The 15,866-nt window shown below is 64.8% G+C and carries 16 protein-coding genes; 10 read left to right on the top strand and 6 right to left on the bottom strand.

Annotated elements, in window-relative coordinates; genetic code table 11:
• Positions 1–146: 146 nt before the first annotated feature.
• The 6 genes from G510_RS0101490 (at position 147) to G510_RS0101515 (ending at position 6,447) form a co-directional block, all read left to right on the top strand.
• Positions 147–620, top strand: a complete 474-nt coding sequence (locus G510_RS0101490; protein WP_029152146.1) for a hypothetical protein — start codon at positions 147–149, stop codon at positions 618–620.
• Positions 621–622: 2 nt separating this feature from the next.
• On the top strand, positions 623–832 hold the full coding sequence (locus G510_RS0101495) for a helix-turn-helix transcriptional regulator (protein WP_029152147.1): 210 nt from the start codon (positions 623–625) through the stop codon (positions 830–832).
• Positions 833–989: 157 nt separating this feature from the next.
• The gene (locus G510_RS0101500) at positions 990–2,063 is read left to right on the top strand and encodes a 3-oxoacyl-ACP synthase III (RefSeq protein WP_211219136.1); all 1,074 of its coding nucleotides are present in this window, start codon (positions 990–992) and stop codon (positions 2,061–2,063) included.
• Positions 2,060–4,768 (top strand): alpha/beta fold hydrolase, encoded by a 2,709-nt coding sequence (locus G510_RS0101505; protein WP_051216141.1) that lies wholly within the window; start codon positions 2,060–2,062, stop codon positions 4,766–4,768. The genes G510_RS0101500 and G510_RS0101505 overlap by 4 nt, the downstream gene beginning before the upstream one ends.
• Positions 4,769–4,799: 31 nt before the next feature.
• Positions 4,800–5,768 (top strand): NAD-dependent epimerase/dehydratase family protein, encoded by a 969-nt coding sequence (locus G510_RS0101510; protein ID WP_029152150.1) that lies wholly within the window; start codon positions 4,800–4,802, stop codon positions 5,766–5,768.
• 94 nt (positions 5,769–5,862) lie between these two features.
• Positions 5,863–6,447 (top strand): acyltransferase, encoded by a 585-nt coding sequence (locus G510_RS0101515; protein WP_036321457.1) that lies wholly within the window; start codon positions 5,863–5,865, stop codon positions 6,445–6,447.
• Positions 6,448–6,453: 6 nt separating this feature from the next.
• On the opposite strand, the gene G510_RS19050 is transcribed toward G510_RS0101515, so the two are convergent.
• The gene (locus tag G510_RS19050; RefSeq protein ID WP_342664714.1) at positions 6,454–7,032 is read right to left on the bottom strand and encodes a hypothetical protein; all 579 of its coding nucleotides are present in this window, start codon (positions 7,030–7,032) and stop codon (positions 6,454–6,456) included.
• Between G510_RS19050 and G510_RS0101520 the strand changes: the two genes are divergently transcribed.
• From G510_RS0101520 to G510_RS0101530, 3 genes are all read left to right on the top strand, one after another.
• Positions 7,031–7,336 carry a helix-turn-helix domain-containing protein gene (locus tag G510_RS0101520; protein WP_029152152.1) on the top strand — a complete coding sequence of 102 codons (306 nt, stop codon included), beginning with the start codon at positions 7,031–7,033 and terminating at the stop codon, positions 7,334–7,336. The two genes, G510_RS19050 and G510_RS0101520, sit on opposite strands and share 2 nt — an antisense overlap.
• A gap of 393 nt (positions 7,337–7,729) precedes the next feature.
• Positions 7,730–9,175, top strand: coding sequence for a P-loop NTPase family protein (locus G510_RS0101525; protein ID WP_245563206.1), 1,446 nt, complete (start codon positions 7,730–7,732; stop codon positions 9,173–9,175).
• 319 nt (positions 9,176–9,494) lie between these two features.
• On the top strand, positions 9,495–10,838 hold the full coding sequence (locus G510_RS0101530) for a plasmid recombination protein (RefSeq protein WP_029152154.1): 1,344 nt from the start codon (positions 9,495–9,497) through the stop codon (positions 10,836–10,838).
• A gap of 62 nt (positions 10,839–10,900) precedes the next feature.
• Here G510_RS0101530 and G510_RS0101535 read toward each other — a convergent pair whose 3' ends face one another.
• Positions 10,901–11,791: a hypothetical protein gene (locus tag G510_RS0101535; protein ID WP_029152155.1), complete on the bottom strand. Its 891-nt coding sequence runs from the start codon at positions 11,789–11,791 to the stop codon at positions 10,901–10,903.
• Positions 11,792–11,939: 148 nt separating this feature from the next.
• Here G510_RS0101535 and G510_RS14955 point away from each other — a divergent pair, with 148 nt between their 5' ends.
• Positions 11,940–12,185, top strand: a complete 246-nt coding sequence (locus G510_RS14955) for a helix-turn-helix domain-containing protein (RefSeq protein WP_051216143.1) — start codon at positions 11,940–11,942, stop codon at positions 12,183–12,185.
• On the opposite strand, the gene G510_RS0101545 is transcribed toward G510_RS14955, so the two are convergent.
• The 4 genes from G510_RS0101545 to G510_RS17360 form a co-directional block, all read right to left on the bottom strand.
• Positions 12,173–12,412, bottom strand: coding sequence for a hypothetical protein (locus G510_RS0101545; RefSeq protein WP_029152156.1), 240 nt, complete (start codon positions 12,410–12,412; stop codon positions 12,173–12,175). The two genes, G510_RS14955 and G510_RS0101545, sit on opposite strands and share 13 nt — an antisense overlap.
• 184 nt (positions 12,413–12,596) lie before the next feature.
• Positions 12,597–13,136: an antirestriction protein ArdA gene (locus G510_RS0101555; RefSeq protein WP_029152158.1), complete on the bottom strand. Its 540-nt coding sequence runs from the start codon at positions 13,134–13,136 to the stop codon at positions 12,597–12,599.
• A 125-nt stretch (positions 13,137–13,261) separates the two neighbouring features.
• The gene (locus G510_RS0101560; protein ID WP_029152159.1) at positions 13,262–14,809 is read right to left on the bottom strand and encodes a recombinase family protein; all 1,548 of its coding nucleotides are present in this window, start codon (positions 14,807–14,809) and stop codon (positions 13,262–13,264) included.
• A 621-nt stretch (positions 14,810–15,430) separates the two neighbouring features.
• Positions 15,431–15,865, bottom strand: coding sequence for a DUF3021 family protein (locus tag G510_RS17360; protein WP_084644140.1), 435 nt, complete (start codon positions 15,863–15,865; stop codon positions 15,431–15,433).
• Position 15,866 lies beyond the last annotated feature (1 nt).

The raw sequence follows: 15,866 nt of genomic DNA on the forward strand, positions 1-15,866 counted from the left end.
GCGCCGATCGGGGGTCCGGAGCGTGTCCCCGCGCGACGAACGCCGGCGCTCTCCACGTCATGCCTGAGCAGCTCACCCTTACGTAAAGCGAGCTATACATGTAAAAGTTGCTTGTCCAATAAAGCGAACTTCACAGGGGGACGACGATGAATGTTGATCCAAAGTCCGACACTCGCACGCGCTGGGGCCGCATCCGCTTCTTCGGCGGGCGTGTGCCCGCAATGTCTGTCGCGATTCCAGCCGGGCTGGCCCTGGCGGTCGGAGTCGGCGCACTCACTCTCCTGACGGGCGTCTCACGAGGCGACGAAGCGCTCCTCATCGCCGGAGTATTCTCGATCATCATGTCCTGGGGACTGATCGGGCTCATCTGGGCGCTCCTCGTCGATCGGTCCACACTGCGCGGAGTCATCGACAAGCCAGATGAATCGATCGAATCGAAGTGGCTCGATGCCGCAATGTCGGGCGCGTTCAGCGACACGGTCATGCTGACGGGATTCGCCCTGGCGGCCCTCGCCATCTCGGGCTTCGAGTTCGACGCGATGTGGGCACTCATCGGGGTCATCGTGATTGCCTTCTTCAGCGCTTTCGTGCGCTACCTCATGGCTAAAAAGCGTGGCTGATCATGAGAAACTCACTCCTCGCACGCCGGCGGGAGCGCAGTTGGTCACAACAGCGCCTCGCCGACGAACTCGGTGTCTCCCGGCAAACAGTCATCTCGATCGAACGAGGCAGATTCGACCCGTCGTTGCCGCTCGCCTTCCGCCTCGCGGAAGTCTTCGAGTGCACGATTGAGGACATCTTCACACCGGGAACAGACGATCAGCCGAGCTAGCCGAAACGCCACCCCGCGTTGAACCGACTGTGTACGCAGCCGTGTCGCGCATCGAGCGGGGCGAAACACCTCGGAATACTGCCGGAACCACGCCGTCATTCGGCGTCCTCGCCGTATATGCAGGATGGGTAATTCCACCGGACTAGGCTTGCTCGAAATGAAATCCGATCCTCCCTCCCCCGTTGGCGCGCCCGATCTGGCCATCGCGAACGGCAACTCCACCACTCGGCATTCGAACGTCGCGCTCCTCGGGCTCGCTGAGGCGATCGCTCCCGTCGAGGTGAGTTCGCGATCCTTCGACGAGCGACTCAGCGACACGCTCCGGGAACTGCGCCTTCCGCAGGGGCTCCTTCAGCGCGTGGCCGGAGTGTCTTCTCGGCGCAACTGGGAGAATCCGACGGATTACATCGAGGGGGCCGCCTCCGCGGGACGCGACGCTCTGGCGCAGGCGGGAGTCGCAGCTCACCAGATCGGTCTGCTGATCAATACCTCCGTCTCGCGCGAGACGCTTGAGCCGTCCGTCGCAGTAGCGGTTCACGACAGCATCGGCCTCAGCCCCGCGGCCATGAACTTCGACATCACCAACGCTTGCCTGGGCTTCGTGAACGGAATGACCGTCGCGGCCAGCATGATCGACTCGGGACAGATCGACTACGCGCTCATCGTCGCGGGCGAAGACATGTCGAGAGTGCAGGAAGTCACTGTCGCTCGCTTGCAGCGCCCGGGAATCACCCGCGAGGAGTACCTCAACGAGTTCGCAACGCTGACGCTGGGTTCCGGAGCCGTCGCCGCCGTGATCGGCCGCGCGGACCTGCACCCCGAGGGGCACCGGATCCTCGGCGGCGTGGCGCGAGCCGCAACCTGGAACCACGAGCTCTGCGTCGGCGACTACGAGGGCATGTTCACCGACACCCAAGGCCTCCTCAGCAACGGCATGGATCTGATCGCCGCCGCGTGGGGCGAAGCGCACGAGAGCGATTGGTACTGGAGGGACATGGATCACTACATCCCCCATCAGATCTCCAACGTGCACGTCGATGCCCTCACGAGCGCCATCGAGATCGACGCGGACCGGATCGCCAAGACGTATCCGGAGCTCGGCAACGTCGGCCCGGCCTCCCTGCCGATCACGCTGGCGCGCAGAGCACCCGGTATGAAGCGCGGCGACCGCATCCTCTGCCTGGGAGTGGGTTCCGGGCTGAACACGGCCATGATGGAGATCACCTGGTGAAGTTCGCGGCTCGTCCCGCAACCGTTCCCGGCCCGCTCCCCGAATGGGACGCCGCGTGGTCACGCCTCGTGACAGTCGATACGGTTGACGGCGAGCGCACGTTTCATGTCCTCGACACCCTCCCGGCGTTGCGCGCCCGGGGGCTCGAACCGACCGGAACCATTCTCGCGCTGCATGGAAACCCCACGTGGTCGTACCTGTGGCGCGGGATCGCGGCGGCCTCGTTGGCCGACACCGACGGCAGGATCTGGCGGGTCATCGCGCCCGACCAGCTCGAGATGGGCCACTCCGAGCGCCTCGCGCACGACGCGCTGCCCACGACGCACGGATCCGGCTACCGCCGCATCGCGGAGCGCGTGAGCGACGTCGATGCGGTCATGCGCGCGCTGCTCGCGGACACGGGGGATGCTGCGGGCGCTCAGCCGCATCCCGTCGTCACCCTCGGCCACGACTGGGGCGGGATCGTGTCGCTGACCTGGGCCGCCCGGAACCGCGACGTGGTGGACGGCGTGATCAGCCTGAACACGGGCGTGCACCTGTCGGAGGGCACGCCTCTCCCGTCGCCGCTCCGCGCAGCGCTCAGTGGTCCGGTCCTGCCGATGGCAACGGTCCTCACCGACGGGTTCCTCCGCACGACGCTGTCGCTCGGCCAGGGGCCGCTCCGCGCCGAGATCAAGGACGCGTTCCGCTCCCCCTATCTGACGGCCGACGAGAGAAGCGGCATCGGCGCGTTCGTCGCCGACATCCCGGCTCGGCCCGGCCACCCGTCGTACGACGAGCTGCAGCAGCTCGCCGAGGACATCGCCGGCATTGACGCTCCCTCCCTGCTGGTGTGGGGGCCGAAGGATCCGGTGTTCGTCGAGCACTTCCTGCGCGATCTGCGCCACCGCCTGCCGCACGCCGACGTGCACCGCGTCGAGAAGGCATCGCACCTCGTCAGCGAGGACGCGGATGTCACCGGCGTCGTGCTGCGCTGGCTCCGACAGCAGTTCCCTCGTGAGGCCGTTCCTGCCCTCGGCGACGCGGATGTCGCAGTGGATGACGATCCCGCCCCGATGATCTTCGAGGCGCTCGACGCGCGCCGCGACGACGCATCCGTCGCGAGCGTCGATATGACGCGCACGCCGCCGCAGGCGATCACCTGGAGACAGCTCACCGCGGTCAGCGACGGCATCGCGCGCGGCCTGCAGCGGCTCGGCCTGCAGCGCGGCGACCGCGTCTCGTTGCTCGTGACCCCGGGCAACGACCTCACCGCCGTGCTCTACGGCGTGCTGAAAGCCGGCGGGGTCGCCGTGGTGGCTGATTCCGGTCTCGGCCCGGCCGGAATGACCCGCGCGATCCGAGCATCCGATCCGCAGTGGATCATCGGCCTGAGACCCGGACTCGCGCTGGCGCGCGCGGCGGGCTGGCCCGGTCGGCGCATCTCGGTTTATGCGCTGAACCCGATCGAACGCGCGGCGCTCGGCGTCGAGACGAGCGTGACCGAGCTCTCTCGCACGCCGGCCCATGACCCCATCTCCCACCCGGGCCTCACCGATGACGCCGTCATCCTGTTCACGTCCGGATCGACGGGACCGGCGAAAGGCGTCCGGTACACGCACGCCCGATTGGGAGCGCTGGCTCGCACCCTGCGCGAGCAGTTCAACGTGCATGAGGAGACGGGCTGGGCCGCCGGCTTCGCGCCGTTCGCGCTGCTCGGACCCGGTCTCGGCATCAGCAGCGTGACGCCCGACATGTCGGTCACGAAGCCGCGCACGCTGACGGCCGCCGCGCTCGCCGACGCGATCCTCGCGGGCGCGTCCACGATGGTCTTCGCCTCCCCCGCCGCCTACACCAACGTGCAGGCCACCGCGGGCGAGCTGACGACCGAGCAGCGCGCGTCGTTCGAGGGCATCGAGCTGGTGCTCTCGGCCGGGGCCCCCGTGCCGCTGCAGCTGCTCGACGCGCTCGCGGCGCTCTTCCCGAACGCAGAGATCCGCTCGCCGTACGGGATGACGGAGGGCTTGCTGCTCACCGACATCAACCGCGAGGGCGTGACCGCCGCCGAGGAGCAGTCGCGCGATCACGGCGTGTGCGTCGGCCGCCCTGTTCCCCGCGTACGGTTCGCCGTCGCGCCCCTCGATGCCGCGGGCGTGCCCGGCGACGAGGTCCTTACGGATGATGCGGCCACCGACGTTCTGGGCGAGTTCGTCGTCTCCGCCCCGCACATCAAGGCGGGCTACGACCGGTTGTGGGACATGGATGCCTCGTCGAAGCGCGATGATCTCGACGGCCTGATCTGGCACCGCACGAACGACATCGGCCACATCGACCCCGAGGGTCGGATCTGGATCGAGGGACGCGTGCAGCACGTGCTCACCCCTGCGTCCGGCCCACTCGGACCCGGCGGGATCGAGGCCGTCGTCGACACGGTGCCGCAGGTGTACCGCTCCGCCGTCGTCGGCGTCGGTCCGACCGGAACGCAATCGGTCGTGGTCGTCGTCGAGCCTCGATCGGGCGTCCGCATGACGTCGGGGCTCGCGCCGATGGAGCTGGCGGACGCGATCCGTGCCGCCGTCGCCGAGCACTATCCGCACGACATCGCCGCGGTGCTCGTATCGACCGCGTTCCCCACCGACATCCGCCACAACTCGAAGATCGATCGCACTCGGCTCGCCGTCTGGGCCGACGCGGTGCTGCGCGGCGGGCGCGTCGGCACCCCGTGACGCGGGCGAGCACGGCCATGAAGGATCCCTCGTGAGAGTACTTGTCACTGGCGCCTCTGGCGTGCTCGGCTCATCTGTCGCGCGAGCACTGGTCAGCAACAACCACGACGTCACGACTCTTCAGCGTCGCCCCTCCGGAGTCGACGGCGCACGCGATGTTCTGGGCAGCTCGACCGAACCGGACACCGTTGCGACAGCGACGGCCGGACAGGACGCAGTCATCCACCTGGCCGCCAAGGTCTCGATGGCGGGTGATCCGCGCGAGTTCGAGCGAGTCAATATCGACGGCACCCGGAACGTGCTCTCGGCCGCACAGGCCGCAGGAGTGTCCCGGTTCGTCCACATCTCGTCGCCCTCCGTCGCAAACGCAGGAAGCTCACTCGTCGGAGCTCCTGCTGCGCCAGCCGATCCGGCGGTTGCCCGTGGAGAGTACGCGCGCACGAAGGGCGAAGGCGAACGCCTTGCCCTGGCCGCCGATTCCGAAGCCTTCCCCGTGCTCGTGCTGCGTCCACACCTCATGTGGGGCCCGGGCGACACCCAGCTCACCGAGCGGATCATCGAGCGATCGCGACAGGGCCGCATGCCGATCCTCGGCTCCGGTGCCGCGCTCGTTGACACGCTGTATGTCACCAACGCGGTCGACGCGATCGTCGCGGCGCTTGAGGCGGTCACCCGCGTGCACGGCGAACCACTGGTCGTGACGAATGGGCAGCCGAGGCCGATCGCGGAGTTCATCGAACGGCTCGCGCTTGCGGGGGGCGCGAAGAAGCCCACCCTGCGTCTTCCCGTTGCCGCCGCGCTGGCGGCCGGATCCGCGGTGGATGCGGTCTGGAACCTCGGCGAGCACGACGACGAGCCGCCACTCACACGGTTCCTTGCCGAGCAGATGTCCACCGCACACTGGTTCGACCAGCGCCGCACCCGTGAGGTACTGCAGTGGGAGCCCGCGGTGACGTTCGATCAGGGCATGGCGGCCGTGGCTCGGCACTACGCGCAGTGACAGTTCGCAGCCGATCGACGTTGCTTGCTCCTGCCGTTCTCTGATTCGCGCGGACAGGATCTCGGTGGCGATTCGCGGCATCTACCATAGACGCATGGCCGAAATTGAAGGACTTGACGACCTCCTCGACGCGCTGAACGCCGGGGAGACGATTCCGGAAGGTTCGCCGCACCACGCGGCGATGCACGAAGCGAGTCAAGAGTCGCTCCGTATCACGGCCGCGCTCAACGGAAGCTACCGCTCGCCCGACGAAGTGCGCGCGCTGATGAGCGAGTTGACGGGGCGCGCGGTTCCCGAGTCGTTCCGGCTCTTCCCACCATTCTCCGCTGACTTCGGTAAGAACATTCGCTTCGGCGACGACGTCTTCATCAACAGCGGATGCCGATTCCAAGACCAGGGCGGCATCGACATCGGCTCCGGATCCCTCATCGGCCACAACGCGGTCATCACCACGTTGAATCACGACATGACTCCCAGCCGACGAGGCGACATGCATCCGGCGCGCGTCGTGATCGGCCGCGGCGTGTGGTTCGGTGCCGGCGTGACGGTACTGCCCGGTGTGACGATCGAGGATGGCGCCGTCGTCGGCGCGGGCGCGGTCGTCACGAAAAACGTCCCCGCGGGGGCGATCGTGGTCGGAGTGCCGGCGAAACAAGTGGGACAGGTTCCTGAGGGCTAGTACCGGCTACCGGGTCTGCTTCACTTCCGCCGCCGATCTTGCCGCCCGTTGCCATCGGGCAGCGATCGAGAGGAAATGGTCGACGGGGTGTCTTACCGGATCCGTAACCACCGCGCCGCAGCCGACGAAATCCGCCGACCACTCGTGCCCGCACATCGGGCACACGAACAACCCACGATCCTCGTAGGTGAAGGCTTCAGAGCACGCCGGGCAGGTCGGCAGAGCGTCAGACATTGAAGCGAAACTCGACCACGTTCCGGACAGCACTACCGTCTCGAATGCTCGGGCTTGACCTTGCTTGACAGGTCGGATAGGATCGCGACAAGCCTTCTGAGATCGCGAGAGCAAGATCAACGAAGGGGGATCACCCCACTTGGGCTGTGTCGAGCAGCGCGTAGTCAGCACCGGGTAGCACCGGGAACCACGTCGAGATTCAGATTTAGACGACCCGGCAGGGAGTGACTTCTCCCGTAAGGCACGGAGGTCCGGAAGGGCCCAGTGGAGCATCGCGCACGGCGACCGGGAAAGTAGCCGGACAACTATTCCCCCCGTCTCCGGACAGATATTTCTGTCTGGAGTTCTCATGGGGTACACCACTCCTCCCAAGTCAAACCTGTCCCACTACATCAGCCTGACTGAGGCTGTCCAGCTCGGGTATGGCGCGTATCAAACGCTTCGTCGATACATCGCCGATGGCAGGCTGCCCGCTGTCAAGGTCGGCGGCCGTGTCAAGGTCCTACGCACTGATCTCGATGCGCTCGCTGTACCGACACGCGCCAGCGGCTTCGAGTCCATCGAGTCCGCCGTCGAGCGGATCGTAGCGTCTGCTCCCCCGTTGTCGGATGAACAGGTCCGCCGTCTGCGCGCTCTCCTTGGCGGTGCCAAGTGAGTACTGCACAGGCATCCGTCGTGGGCGGCGTCCACCGCGAGCCCTGTTATCGCGTGCTTACCCAGCGCCGCAGCCAGTGCGGTTGGGGTGCCAGTGAGGAACATACCGGGAACGATGTGCTGTGGGATATCTCTGCGACTAAGAGTTCTGTGGAGCTTAAGCAGGAACACTCCACCTACGGGCGCGGCGAAGGGCTTGTAGATTCGCCGCGCCTTGCCGCAACCAGCGTGTTCCCGCCGATCCCGCCGCGTGGAGCAGCCGTTCATGGCACCTCACCGTCTGGGGTACAGCGGGGGGAACATCGGGGGTACATCGGTCTGCCTGCGAGCGCCGATGCTCCCCGGCTCCGGGGTGATCGCTATGGCGCGTAAGGCAGCGAACCCGACTCTGGTCATGCTGGTGCAGCAGATCAAGCCCGAGTGCTGGCAGCACTCGACTGATCCGGTGTTCGCCGGCCTGTTGGAGCAGGCGCACGCAGCGAACGGTCGCCCGAAGGATGATCCTTCGCGCGTCGATGCGCTACGTGCGGCTGCCGCGTCGTTCTCGCAGTACTTGGTCGTGCTGCTGGAATCTGTCGGTCTCGTGATCGAAGAGGCTCACTGCATCCTGCACGGTGACGATACTCAGCTGGGCTGGGATGATGCGACCGCTTCGATGGTCGAGGTGCTGAAGTACCTGCACCTGCATCTGCTGTTGAAGTTCAAGAGTCGCGAAACCTCGGCAGCGGTCGAGAAGCTGGCCGCGATTCTGGGAGTCGAGGTCCAGTACGTTGAACTCGACAAGTCGCGCGGCGGTGCGCCTGTCGAGGTCTGCGGCAAGAAGATCACCCAGCAGCACGACAACGGCTTGGCCTATCTCACGCACGTGAAGTACCCCGACAAGTTCCAGTACCCGCCGGAGCAGGTCGCCTCGGTACGGGGCATGGAATATCAGCAGGTGTACCGCGAGCGGTATCCGGCGTGGCGGAAGGGCCGCGCTCATGTCAAGGCGAAGCGGGCGAAGCTGGAGTTCGAGCCGTTCCGGGAGATGGTGCTCCAGGGTGAACTCACGCGTGACCAGATCATGCTCACCGATGAGTACTTCGATATCTATTCACGGCATCAGCGGGAGATCGATGATGCGTTGTCGGCCTACGGGCAGCGCCGTGCTTACCGTGCGGCGGCGAAGCTGCGTGCCGGTGCTTTTTCGACCCAGGTCGTCTTCATCCATGGCGAGGCCGGGGTCGGCAAGACCAGGTTCGCGAACGCGTTCATCCAGGAGGCGATCTCGTGCGCCAAGGGACACGGGGAGCGGTGGCAGGTCTACCGTGCCGCGACAACAAACCCGCTCGATGACTGGCGGGGCGAGGAGATCATGCTGCTTGATGATCTGCGGGCCTCGGCTATGGATGCCAACGACTGGCTACTTCTGCTCGATCCGCACAATGCCTCGCCTGCTCGGGCGCGGTACAAGAACAAGGGTGAGGTCGCTCCCAGGCTCATCGTGATCACTGCGACCATCGAGCCGGTCGAGTTCTTCTTTTTTGCCCGTCAGAAGGGCAATGTCGATGAAGCGCTCGATCAGTTCATCCGCCGCTTGCAGTCGGTGGTGCGGGTCTTCCGGGAGGATGACATTCTCCGGTACCTGGTGCAGCCCGTAGTCAAGGGCGATCCGTACAAGCGCGCCATCTCAACGAAGCAGGCAAGTGGCTACACCAGCTTCGAGGTGTTGTCGCTGAGCTACGGCCCGGCAGGCGGTGGCGCTCACGACGCTGGCGCTGCTGTCGACGAGTTGCTGGATGGGCTCGCCGAGCACAGCCGTGACGTGCCGTTGGCGCTCACCACCGGGGGTACGGCATGAGTGCGGTCGCCGCGACCTTGCAGTCGATTCGTCGTCGCCCAGGTGGGGCGACGGCGGATCGCTGCATCGAGGTCCGTCAGGACCGAGGCCCCCGGAGGGCCCCAGGAACTTCGACTCGCGAAGCGACGGTCGAAGTGTATGGGGCTACACCTTCCGGATCGGAGGTTGCCGCAGAGGCTCCACACACGGGCGCAGGGTCCCGGGTGTGGAGGAGCGGGGACCTCCGATCTGGAAGGCCCCTCGGGAGAGCCGCCGGGGGCTCCGGGGAAGCAGCGTCAACAGGCGGTGCTTCCCTGGAACAGGTCGAGAGGAGATCAGCATGAGTTACACGATGACGTATGACGCGAGCCACAAGGTGGGTCGCGCGGGAGGGCATGTGCAGGGTTTCATGCGACACATCGCACGGGAGGCCGATGAGGCTGCCGGGTACTCGTTCAAGCACGCGAACACGAACATCGATACGAGTAGAACACACCTGAATATGTCGTTCGTCAACGATCGCGGTGGCAGCTACCGGTCGGTGCAGTCGGTCGATGGCGACCCTCCGTCCAACGAGTTGGAGGAGTACCTGAACACGCGGCTCGCCACCGTACACAAGTCTCTGCGCAAGGATGCAGTGGTTATGCGCGGGATCGTGCTGCAGCTCGATCCATCGTGGTTCGAAGATCACTGTCCTGAGTGGAGGAACGAGGGTCTGAACGAGGAGGCTGGCCGCCTCACGATCGCTGCGCTCAACTGGGCAAGTGCCGAGTTCGGACAGGCCAATGTCGTAGGTGGCTCGATCCACCTCGATGAGCACTCACCGCAGCTGCAGGTCATGATCACGCCGGTGACCCAGGATGGTCGTTTGTCGCAGAAGGACTTCTTCAAGGGTCCGGGCGATCTCAAGCGTCAGCATCGTGAGCTTCGTGCCCACATGGAGAAGATCGGGTATGAAGTCGAGCATGCCGTGACCGAGCGCTCGACCGAGCATCTGTCGAGTAGTGAGTTTCAGGCTCGCGCGGTGCGCACCAAGCGCACCGCGGAGAAGGCTGCCGCGCATCTGGCCGACACAGAACGCAACAGCAAGAAGGCGTGGGAAGACTGCCAGGCTGCCAAGACCGAACGCGATGCCCTCCAGGCTGAGCGGGCCGATCTCCCGAAGCTGCGCAGCAAGGCGAAGACGGATGGGTACGCCGAAGGTCGTGAATTGGCCGAGCGTGATACTGCACAGGCTCGTCACGCAGCTGAACAGACTCGCATGGATGCTGAAGAGGCGAGGGCCGCTGCGAGGGCACGGGAAGTGCATCTGCACGCGCTGCACGATGAGATTGAGCGCGAACTGCGGGAGGCTGGGCCTCCGCCATCCCACCCGAGCTACGAGGACGTGCGCAAGGATCTTCTCGCTGCGCAGTCGGCAGTAATGACACGCTTCCTCAAGGGGACGAAGTTCAAGGACGGCACGACGCTGTTTGATCGGTTCGAGCAGCACGCAAAGAGCGAGTTCAAGAAGCATCAGCGGCGCACGACTGACGGGCTCGGAACGTACCGGGGCCCGAGCTTCGAGAAGTGGAAGGAGCGCACTGTCGCTGCACAGTCGCGCCTCATCCGAGACCTGGCGACCGAGATCAGCACAGAGGAGCCGGAGCAGGATGCGGGCCACCAGTTTGGTGGGCAGGCATAGCTTTGGAAACGCAGAACCCCGCAGCCATCAAGCTGCTGGGTTCTGCGTCGAGTGAGGAGCGGTCAGCTCGCGATCCAGTTGTCGTTGGCGTCGCGCATGTAGTCCTTGACCTCACCTGCCACCCCGATGGTGCCGTCGGCCATCACCGACAGCTGGACGGTCGCGGTGGTGTCGCTCTTTCCGTCGGCGTCAACCAAGGGTAGCTCCAACTCAATCGCGTTGTCCGGGTCGGTCGCGGAGGCGGCGCAGTCGCCTACCACGGTGAGGGTCGAGAAGTCAGCGGCAATGTACGTGCCCGCCTCGGGTGCGGACTCGTCGAAGTCGGATAGCGCGTTGGGTTCCTTGCTGGAAGTGAGTCCCAGCGCCTTGGCGATGATCCCCGCGTTCGTCGACTCGCCTTCACTGCCGCCGCTGAGGTAGCCATCCACCACTTCTTGGCCGGTCGCACCGTCGGTGTAGAAGGTGCCCTGGATCCCGGCGAACATCTCGATTCGGTCTCCGATTTGCTGGGCCGTGAGACCGCGCTCTTCGCCGTCGGCGATGAGCCCATCGACCTCGGCGACAATCTCTTCGATCGAAGATGCTTCGGAGCGTTCCAGAAGTGCGTCCTCCGCCTGCGACCGCTGACCGGCGTCTGATCCTGCCGACACGAGGCCATCGGGCTGACCGTCCATGTACGTGATCGCCAAGTCAGCCGCGCAGACCTGCGCGCCGCCAAGGTCGTGGCCGGTCACAACGATCTGGTCAATGACGAGATTGTTAGCGTCTGCGCCCATGACCTCTCGGAGGTCGTCGGGTGTGCGGACGGTCACTTCGTTCGACGGCTCGATGCCGTTGGTCTGAAACTCGTAGACGCTGGCAGCGGTGTCACCCCCGGTCTCGTTGTCAGGCGTCTCCGCCGGGTCGGAGCCGCATCCCACAAGGGTGAGGCCGAGGATCGCCGCGGCGATCATTGCCGCTGGTCGGTGCAGTGTTCTCTTCATCGTTCGCTTGCGCGGGTAGGCGCGTTCCTCTCTGTGCACATGTCCTGGTCTAGCCACTAATCCTAGTGGAAGCGATGAGTACCTGGTACTCTTCGCTTCCTTCTTTGAGGCTTGAAGGGTGAAGGAATCCCTCAAACACCGCCTGGGCCGGAACCTCCGCGCCCTGCGCGTGTCGAGAGGGCTTACCCAAGAGAAGCTGGCTGAAGATCTCGATGTGACGCCGCGCTATCTCGCGGGCATCGAACGGGGCGAGCGCAACCTCACGCTCGACTCGATCGACGCTCTTGCCGAGGCCCTTCGTGTGGACAGCGTCGCGTTGCTCACGGTCGGCGTCGACGCCTCGACCACGACTCAGCGCTTATAGCGACGGCGGGCAGCAGCGGGACTGATGCTGAGGGCATCAGCGACAGTTGCCCAGGAGATGCCCTCGTATGTGGCGACCTGGTGAGCGTGCATGGCGATCTCGTACTCCACCGCTTCGCGCAGTGCGGCGAGGTCCCGCAGCTCTGCTTCGGCGCGAGTCATCTCGGGGTTGCCCACCCACCACCGGAATGCGTGGATGTGGTCACGGGCATTGCTCTCTGCGGACATCTTCATTCCTCCTCTTGAGTGCTGACCGGCTTCACGGGGACCTCCGCCACGGAGACCGGGCCGTGGGTAGGGCAGGTGTGGACGCGCCACATTCCTCGGTCGGGTACGACGACATAAGCGCGGTCCGTGAACTCGGGTGGCGAGCATTCGAAGCACAGGCAGAGCGTCAGTTCGTTGTCCGACATCACAGGCTCCGGAAGACGTAGGCGCCGTGGGAGCCGTCGTCCATGACCGCGTAGTCGTATATGAGGTCGCGGGTCCATGCCTCCCAGTCGAAGTAGCGGGCTACCTCCTCGGGCACGTCGGCCAGCAGGCCGCTGTCTTCGACGAGTTGCTCGGCGTACTCGCGAAATGATGACCATTCCCCGCAGTAACGTTCTTCAAAGTCGCTGATGCTCGGCAGCCCGTCCCCGTCTTCGATGTAGTCGCCGGACAGGACCCAGGCATTGAGAGCGGGCCTCTCACGTTCAGGCACGTCTTCGAGGGTGCGGGCCAGCTCGGCGGCGTCACGAGGTGAGCACTCCGCTGTGATGGGTAGGTTCTCATGATCGAGGCACCAGAGTTCTTCGTGGGTACCAGGGTCGATTGCGCGTCCGTGCAGCTGCGATGTCGTGATCTCATCTGCATCAGTTGCGTTGTGCCAGTCACCAACGAGATTCCCTTCGTTGTAGCACTGGAGGCAGCCGATCCAAACGCGGGGTGTAGTGTCGAAGCTCCTTGTCATAGCGGTCTCCTCTGTGTCGAGGAGAGCGGTGGCGCGACTGGCAGTCAGGCTCTAGTGAAATGACGCGCTTATGCCGCGTCAGCCGCTCTCGGGAGACCTCCCGGGTCCGCTTCGCGGACCGCGGCCTACTTCGACACGATCTCGACCGATGCTGGATCGAACCCTTTGCGCCCTCTGGGCTGTGGAAACACCGTGACAGTAACCAGCGCGTCGATCACTTGACGTCGGATCTCAAGCGATGCGCCTCTGAACGCGCCTGGCGGGTCATCGGTGTCGAGGATTGGTCGCAGCACACCAGCGCGTCCCCGCAGTGCCTTTTGGGCCTCCAGCTCCTGTATGCGCTCCTCGGCGGCGTCGCGCACGCGCTTGAGGTCGCGCCCCTCGATGATCTCCTCGTCGTAGTCGTGCTGCGCACGACTGATCCTGGCTCGTTGGTCGCTGATCGCAGCGTCGAGGGCCTCGGTCTGTGAGCTGTCCTTGGGCTTGAGGATCTTCTCCGCCGCGTCATCCATGGCGAGACGGGCGCTGATTGCCTTCGTGACGTACTCGTCTATGGCGGGACCAGAGCGGACCAAGTGACCTGGGCACGTGTACCCGCGTGGTGCGCCTGTGACTTTCTTGCCGCAGACCTCTCCAGTCACAGAGACGACGACACCACAGCGGTACAGTCCACTCCCGAGGCGCTTGCGTTTGGTTGCACCACTGGTGTTGGTCACGCGCTTCTTGTCGTCGAGAATCTCCTGGACCTTCCACCAGGTTTCGTCATCGACGATCCGCTCCCACTGGCCCCGGATCGGCTCTCCGGCGTCGTCGCGGAGGATTTGTGCCTTCCACATCCGGCGACGCTTCCCGTCCGCCTGGGCGAACTTCGGCGTGTAAGTGCTCAGCGCCGCATAACGCGGGTTGCGCAGGATGCCGAGCACGGTCGAAGGCGACCACGGACCGTCTTCGACGATCGGTCGGGGGTCGAGGCCCTGCTCCTCGCGGGCGGCGGCGCGCTCGACGCTGACTGTGTGCGTGTGCTTGGGAAGGGCAGAGAGCCCTTTGATCTTCTCGGTACCACTGAGCGCCCGGGCGAGCGAGCGTAGCGACTCAGGGTTTTCGATCCTCGAGAACAGGGCATAGATCGCTTTCACGACCACGGCTTCATCAGGCATCACACTGCCGTCGACGGCATAACCAAGCGGACGCATGCCCTTCGGGGCACGCCCCTGCATAGCGCGCTGTCTCTGCGCCGCAGACTGACGGGCGCTCTTGCGCTCCATCTCGGCGCGCGCCACGGCGGCCTTGATGCGTGCGTACATGCGACCGCCGTCGGTGGAGAGGTCCGCGTCGCCGTTGGCCGTTACGAGGGCGAGGCCGCGAAGCTCGGCGGCGTCGATCCAGTCCTCCAGCTGCCGCGGCTGCCGGGTGAGCCTGTCGAGGTCGTAGCAGATGATGGGGTCGAACCGTCCGACCAGGTAGTCGGCGACCATGCGGTCGTAGTCCGGACGGATCGCGGACCGGTCGGTAGCGCTCTTCGACTGGTCCACATAGGTCTCGACGATCTCCCAGCGCCGGAACCGAGCGAGGTTCTCACAATCCTCGCGCTGGCGTTCGATGGCGAGCCCATCCATCTCGCGGTCCTGAGAGATACGGAGGTAGATGGCTGCCTTGCGGGGTGCGCTGCTCATACGTGCACCATAACAGCATCACGTAAGCAGTGTTCGGGACACAGGAATATGCGCTCCCCTCCTACAATCTCGGAAGGATCACGCCGTTGGGCTGCAGGCGTGGCAATACTACTTTCGGCGGCGTCACCATAAGAAGTCAGCGGTCCATGAACGGCCAGACCGGCCAGAATTGGCTCGCGGGTGGCACACGGCCGGCGCAGGCATGCTCGGGGCCCGTTGACTAGCCGAACTCGTGCCTGCTGAGTGGGGCTTATGAAGCCTCTACGCTCGCCAACATTGAACTCTCAAGCCGGTCTATTGCGTTGGCCTCCAACCGGTTAGCCTCGGCGAAGTCCTTCCAGCACTGGTACGCAGCGTCTCCACGGACTTCATCGATCGGCGGGAGGATCACGTCGTCCAGGTCGCCCGGGTAAACGGCGTCGACCACTGAGCCGCACGATTGCGCCTTCACCTGAGCCTGTACCTGCCAGCTGGCGAAACACAGGTAGAGCCAGCCCGGGTTCACCCCGGCACGTGGGCGAACGCGCATTACGTGGTTGTTGGCTAGCCGAGGTGCCCCAAACGCACTTACCCGTGATCGTGCGCGTGTGCGCGGTCTTATTCTACCCCTGAGGGTCAGCTCTATGCCTGCTTCTTCTCCTGAACCCGGTAGACGACGTAGCCGATTGTCCAGCCAACGATGCCGAACAGTAAAAACACACTGATGGCCACTGGCAGAGTGAACCATTCGCTGAAGAGAAGTAGCGGAAATACGGTTGCGAGCATCGCAAGAAAATGTACGAGTGAGCGTTTCGTGAGAGACCACGAGTTGATATCGTAAATCGGTATCGCAGCAATGGTGACCGCCGCAATAAGCCCCGCAACCAACGTGCTCTTCGATTGGGCGGCATCCTCGATGAAGAATGAGATTGCCACCATGACTGTGCCCGTTATTACGCCTGAAATAGCGAACGGCCGCGTTTGTCTCATACCTGTGATTCTAGCCGCGGCCTGCCCGTGAATGAAGCCGCCCACCGGCTGCACAGAAGGGAGCGTCGTCGGAGCTAATCCAGGCATG

Origin of the sequence: Microbacterium gubbeenense DSM 15944 (genome assembly GCF_000422745.1) — a bacterium.
Taxonomy (GTDB): Bacteria; Actinomycetota; Actinomycetes; order Actinomycetales; family Microbacteriaceae; genus Microbacterium; species Microbacterium gubbeenense.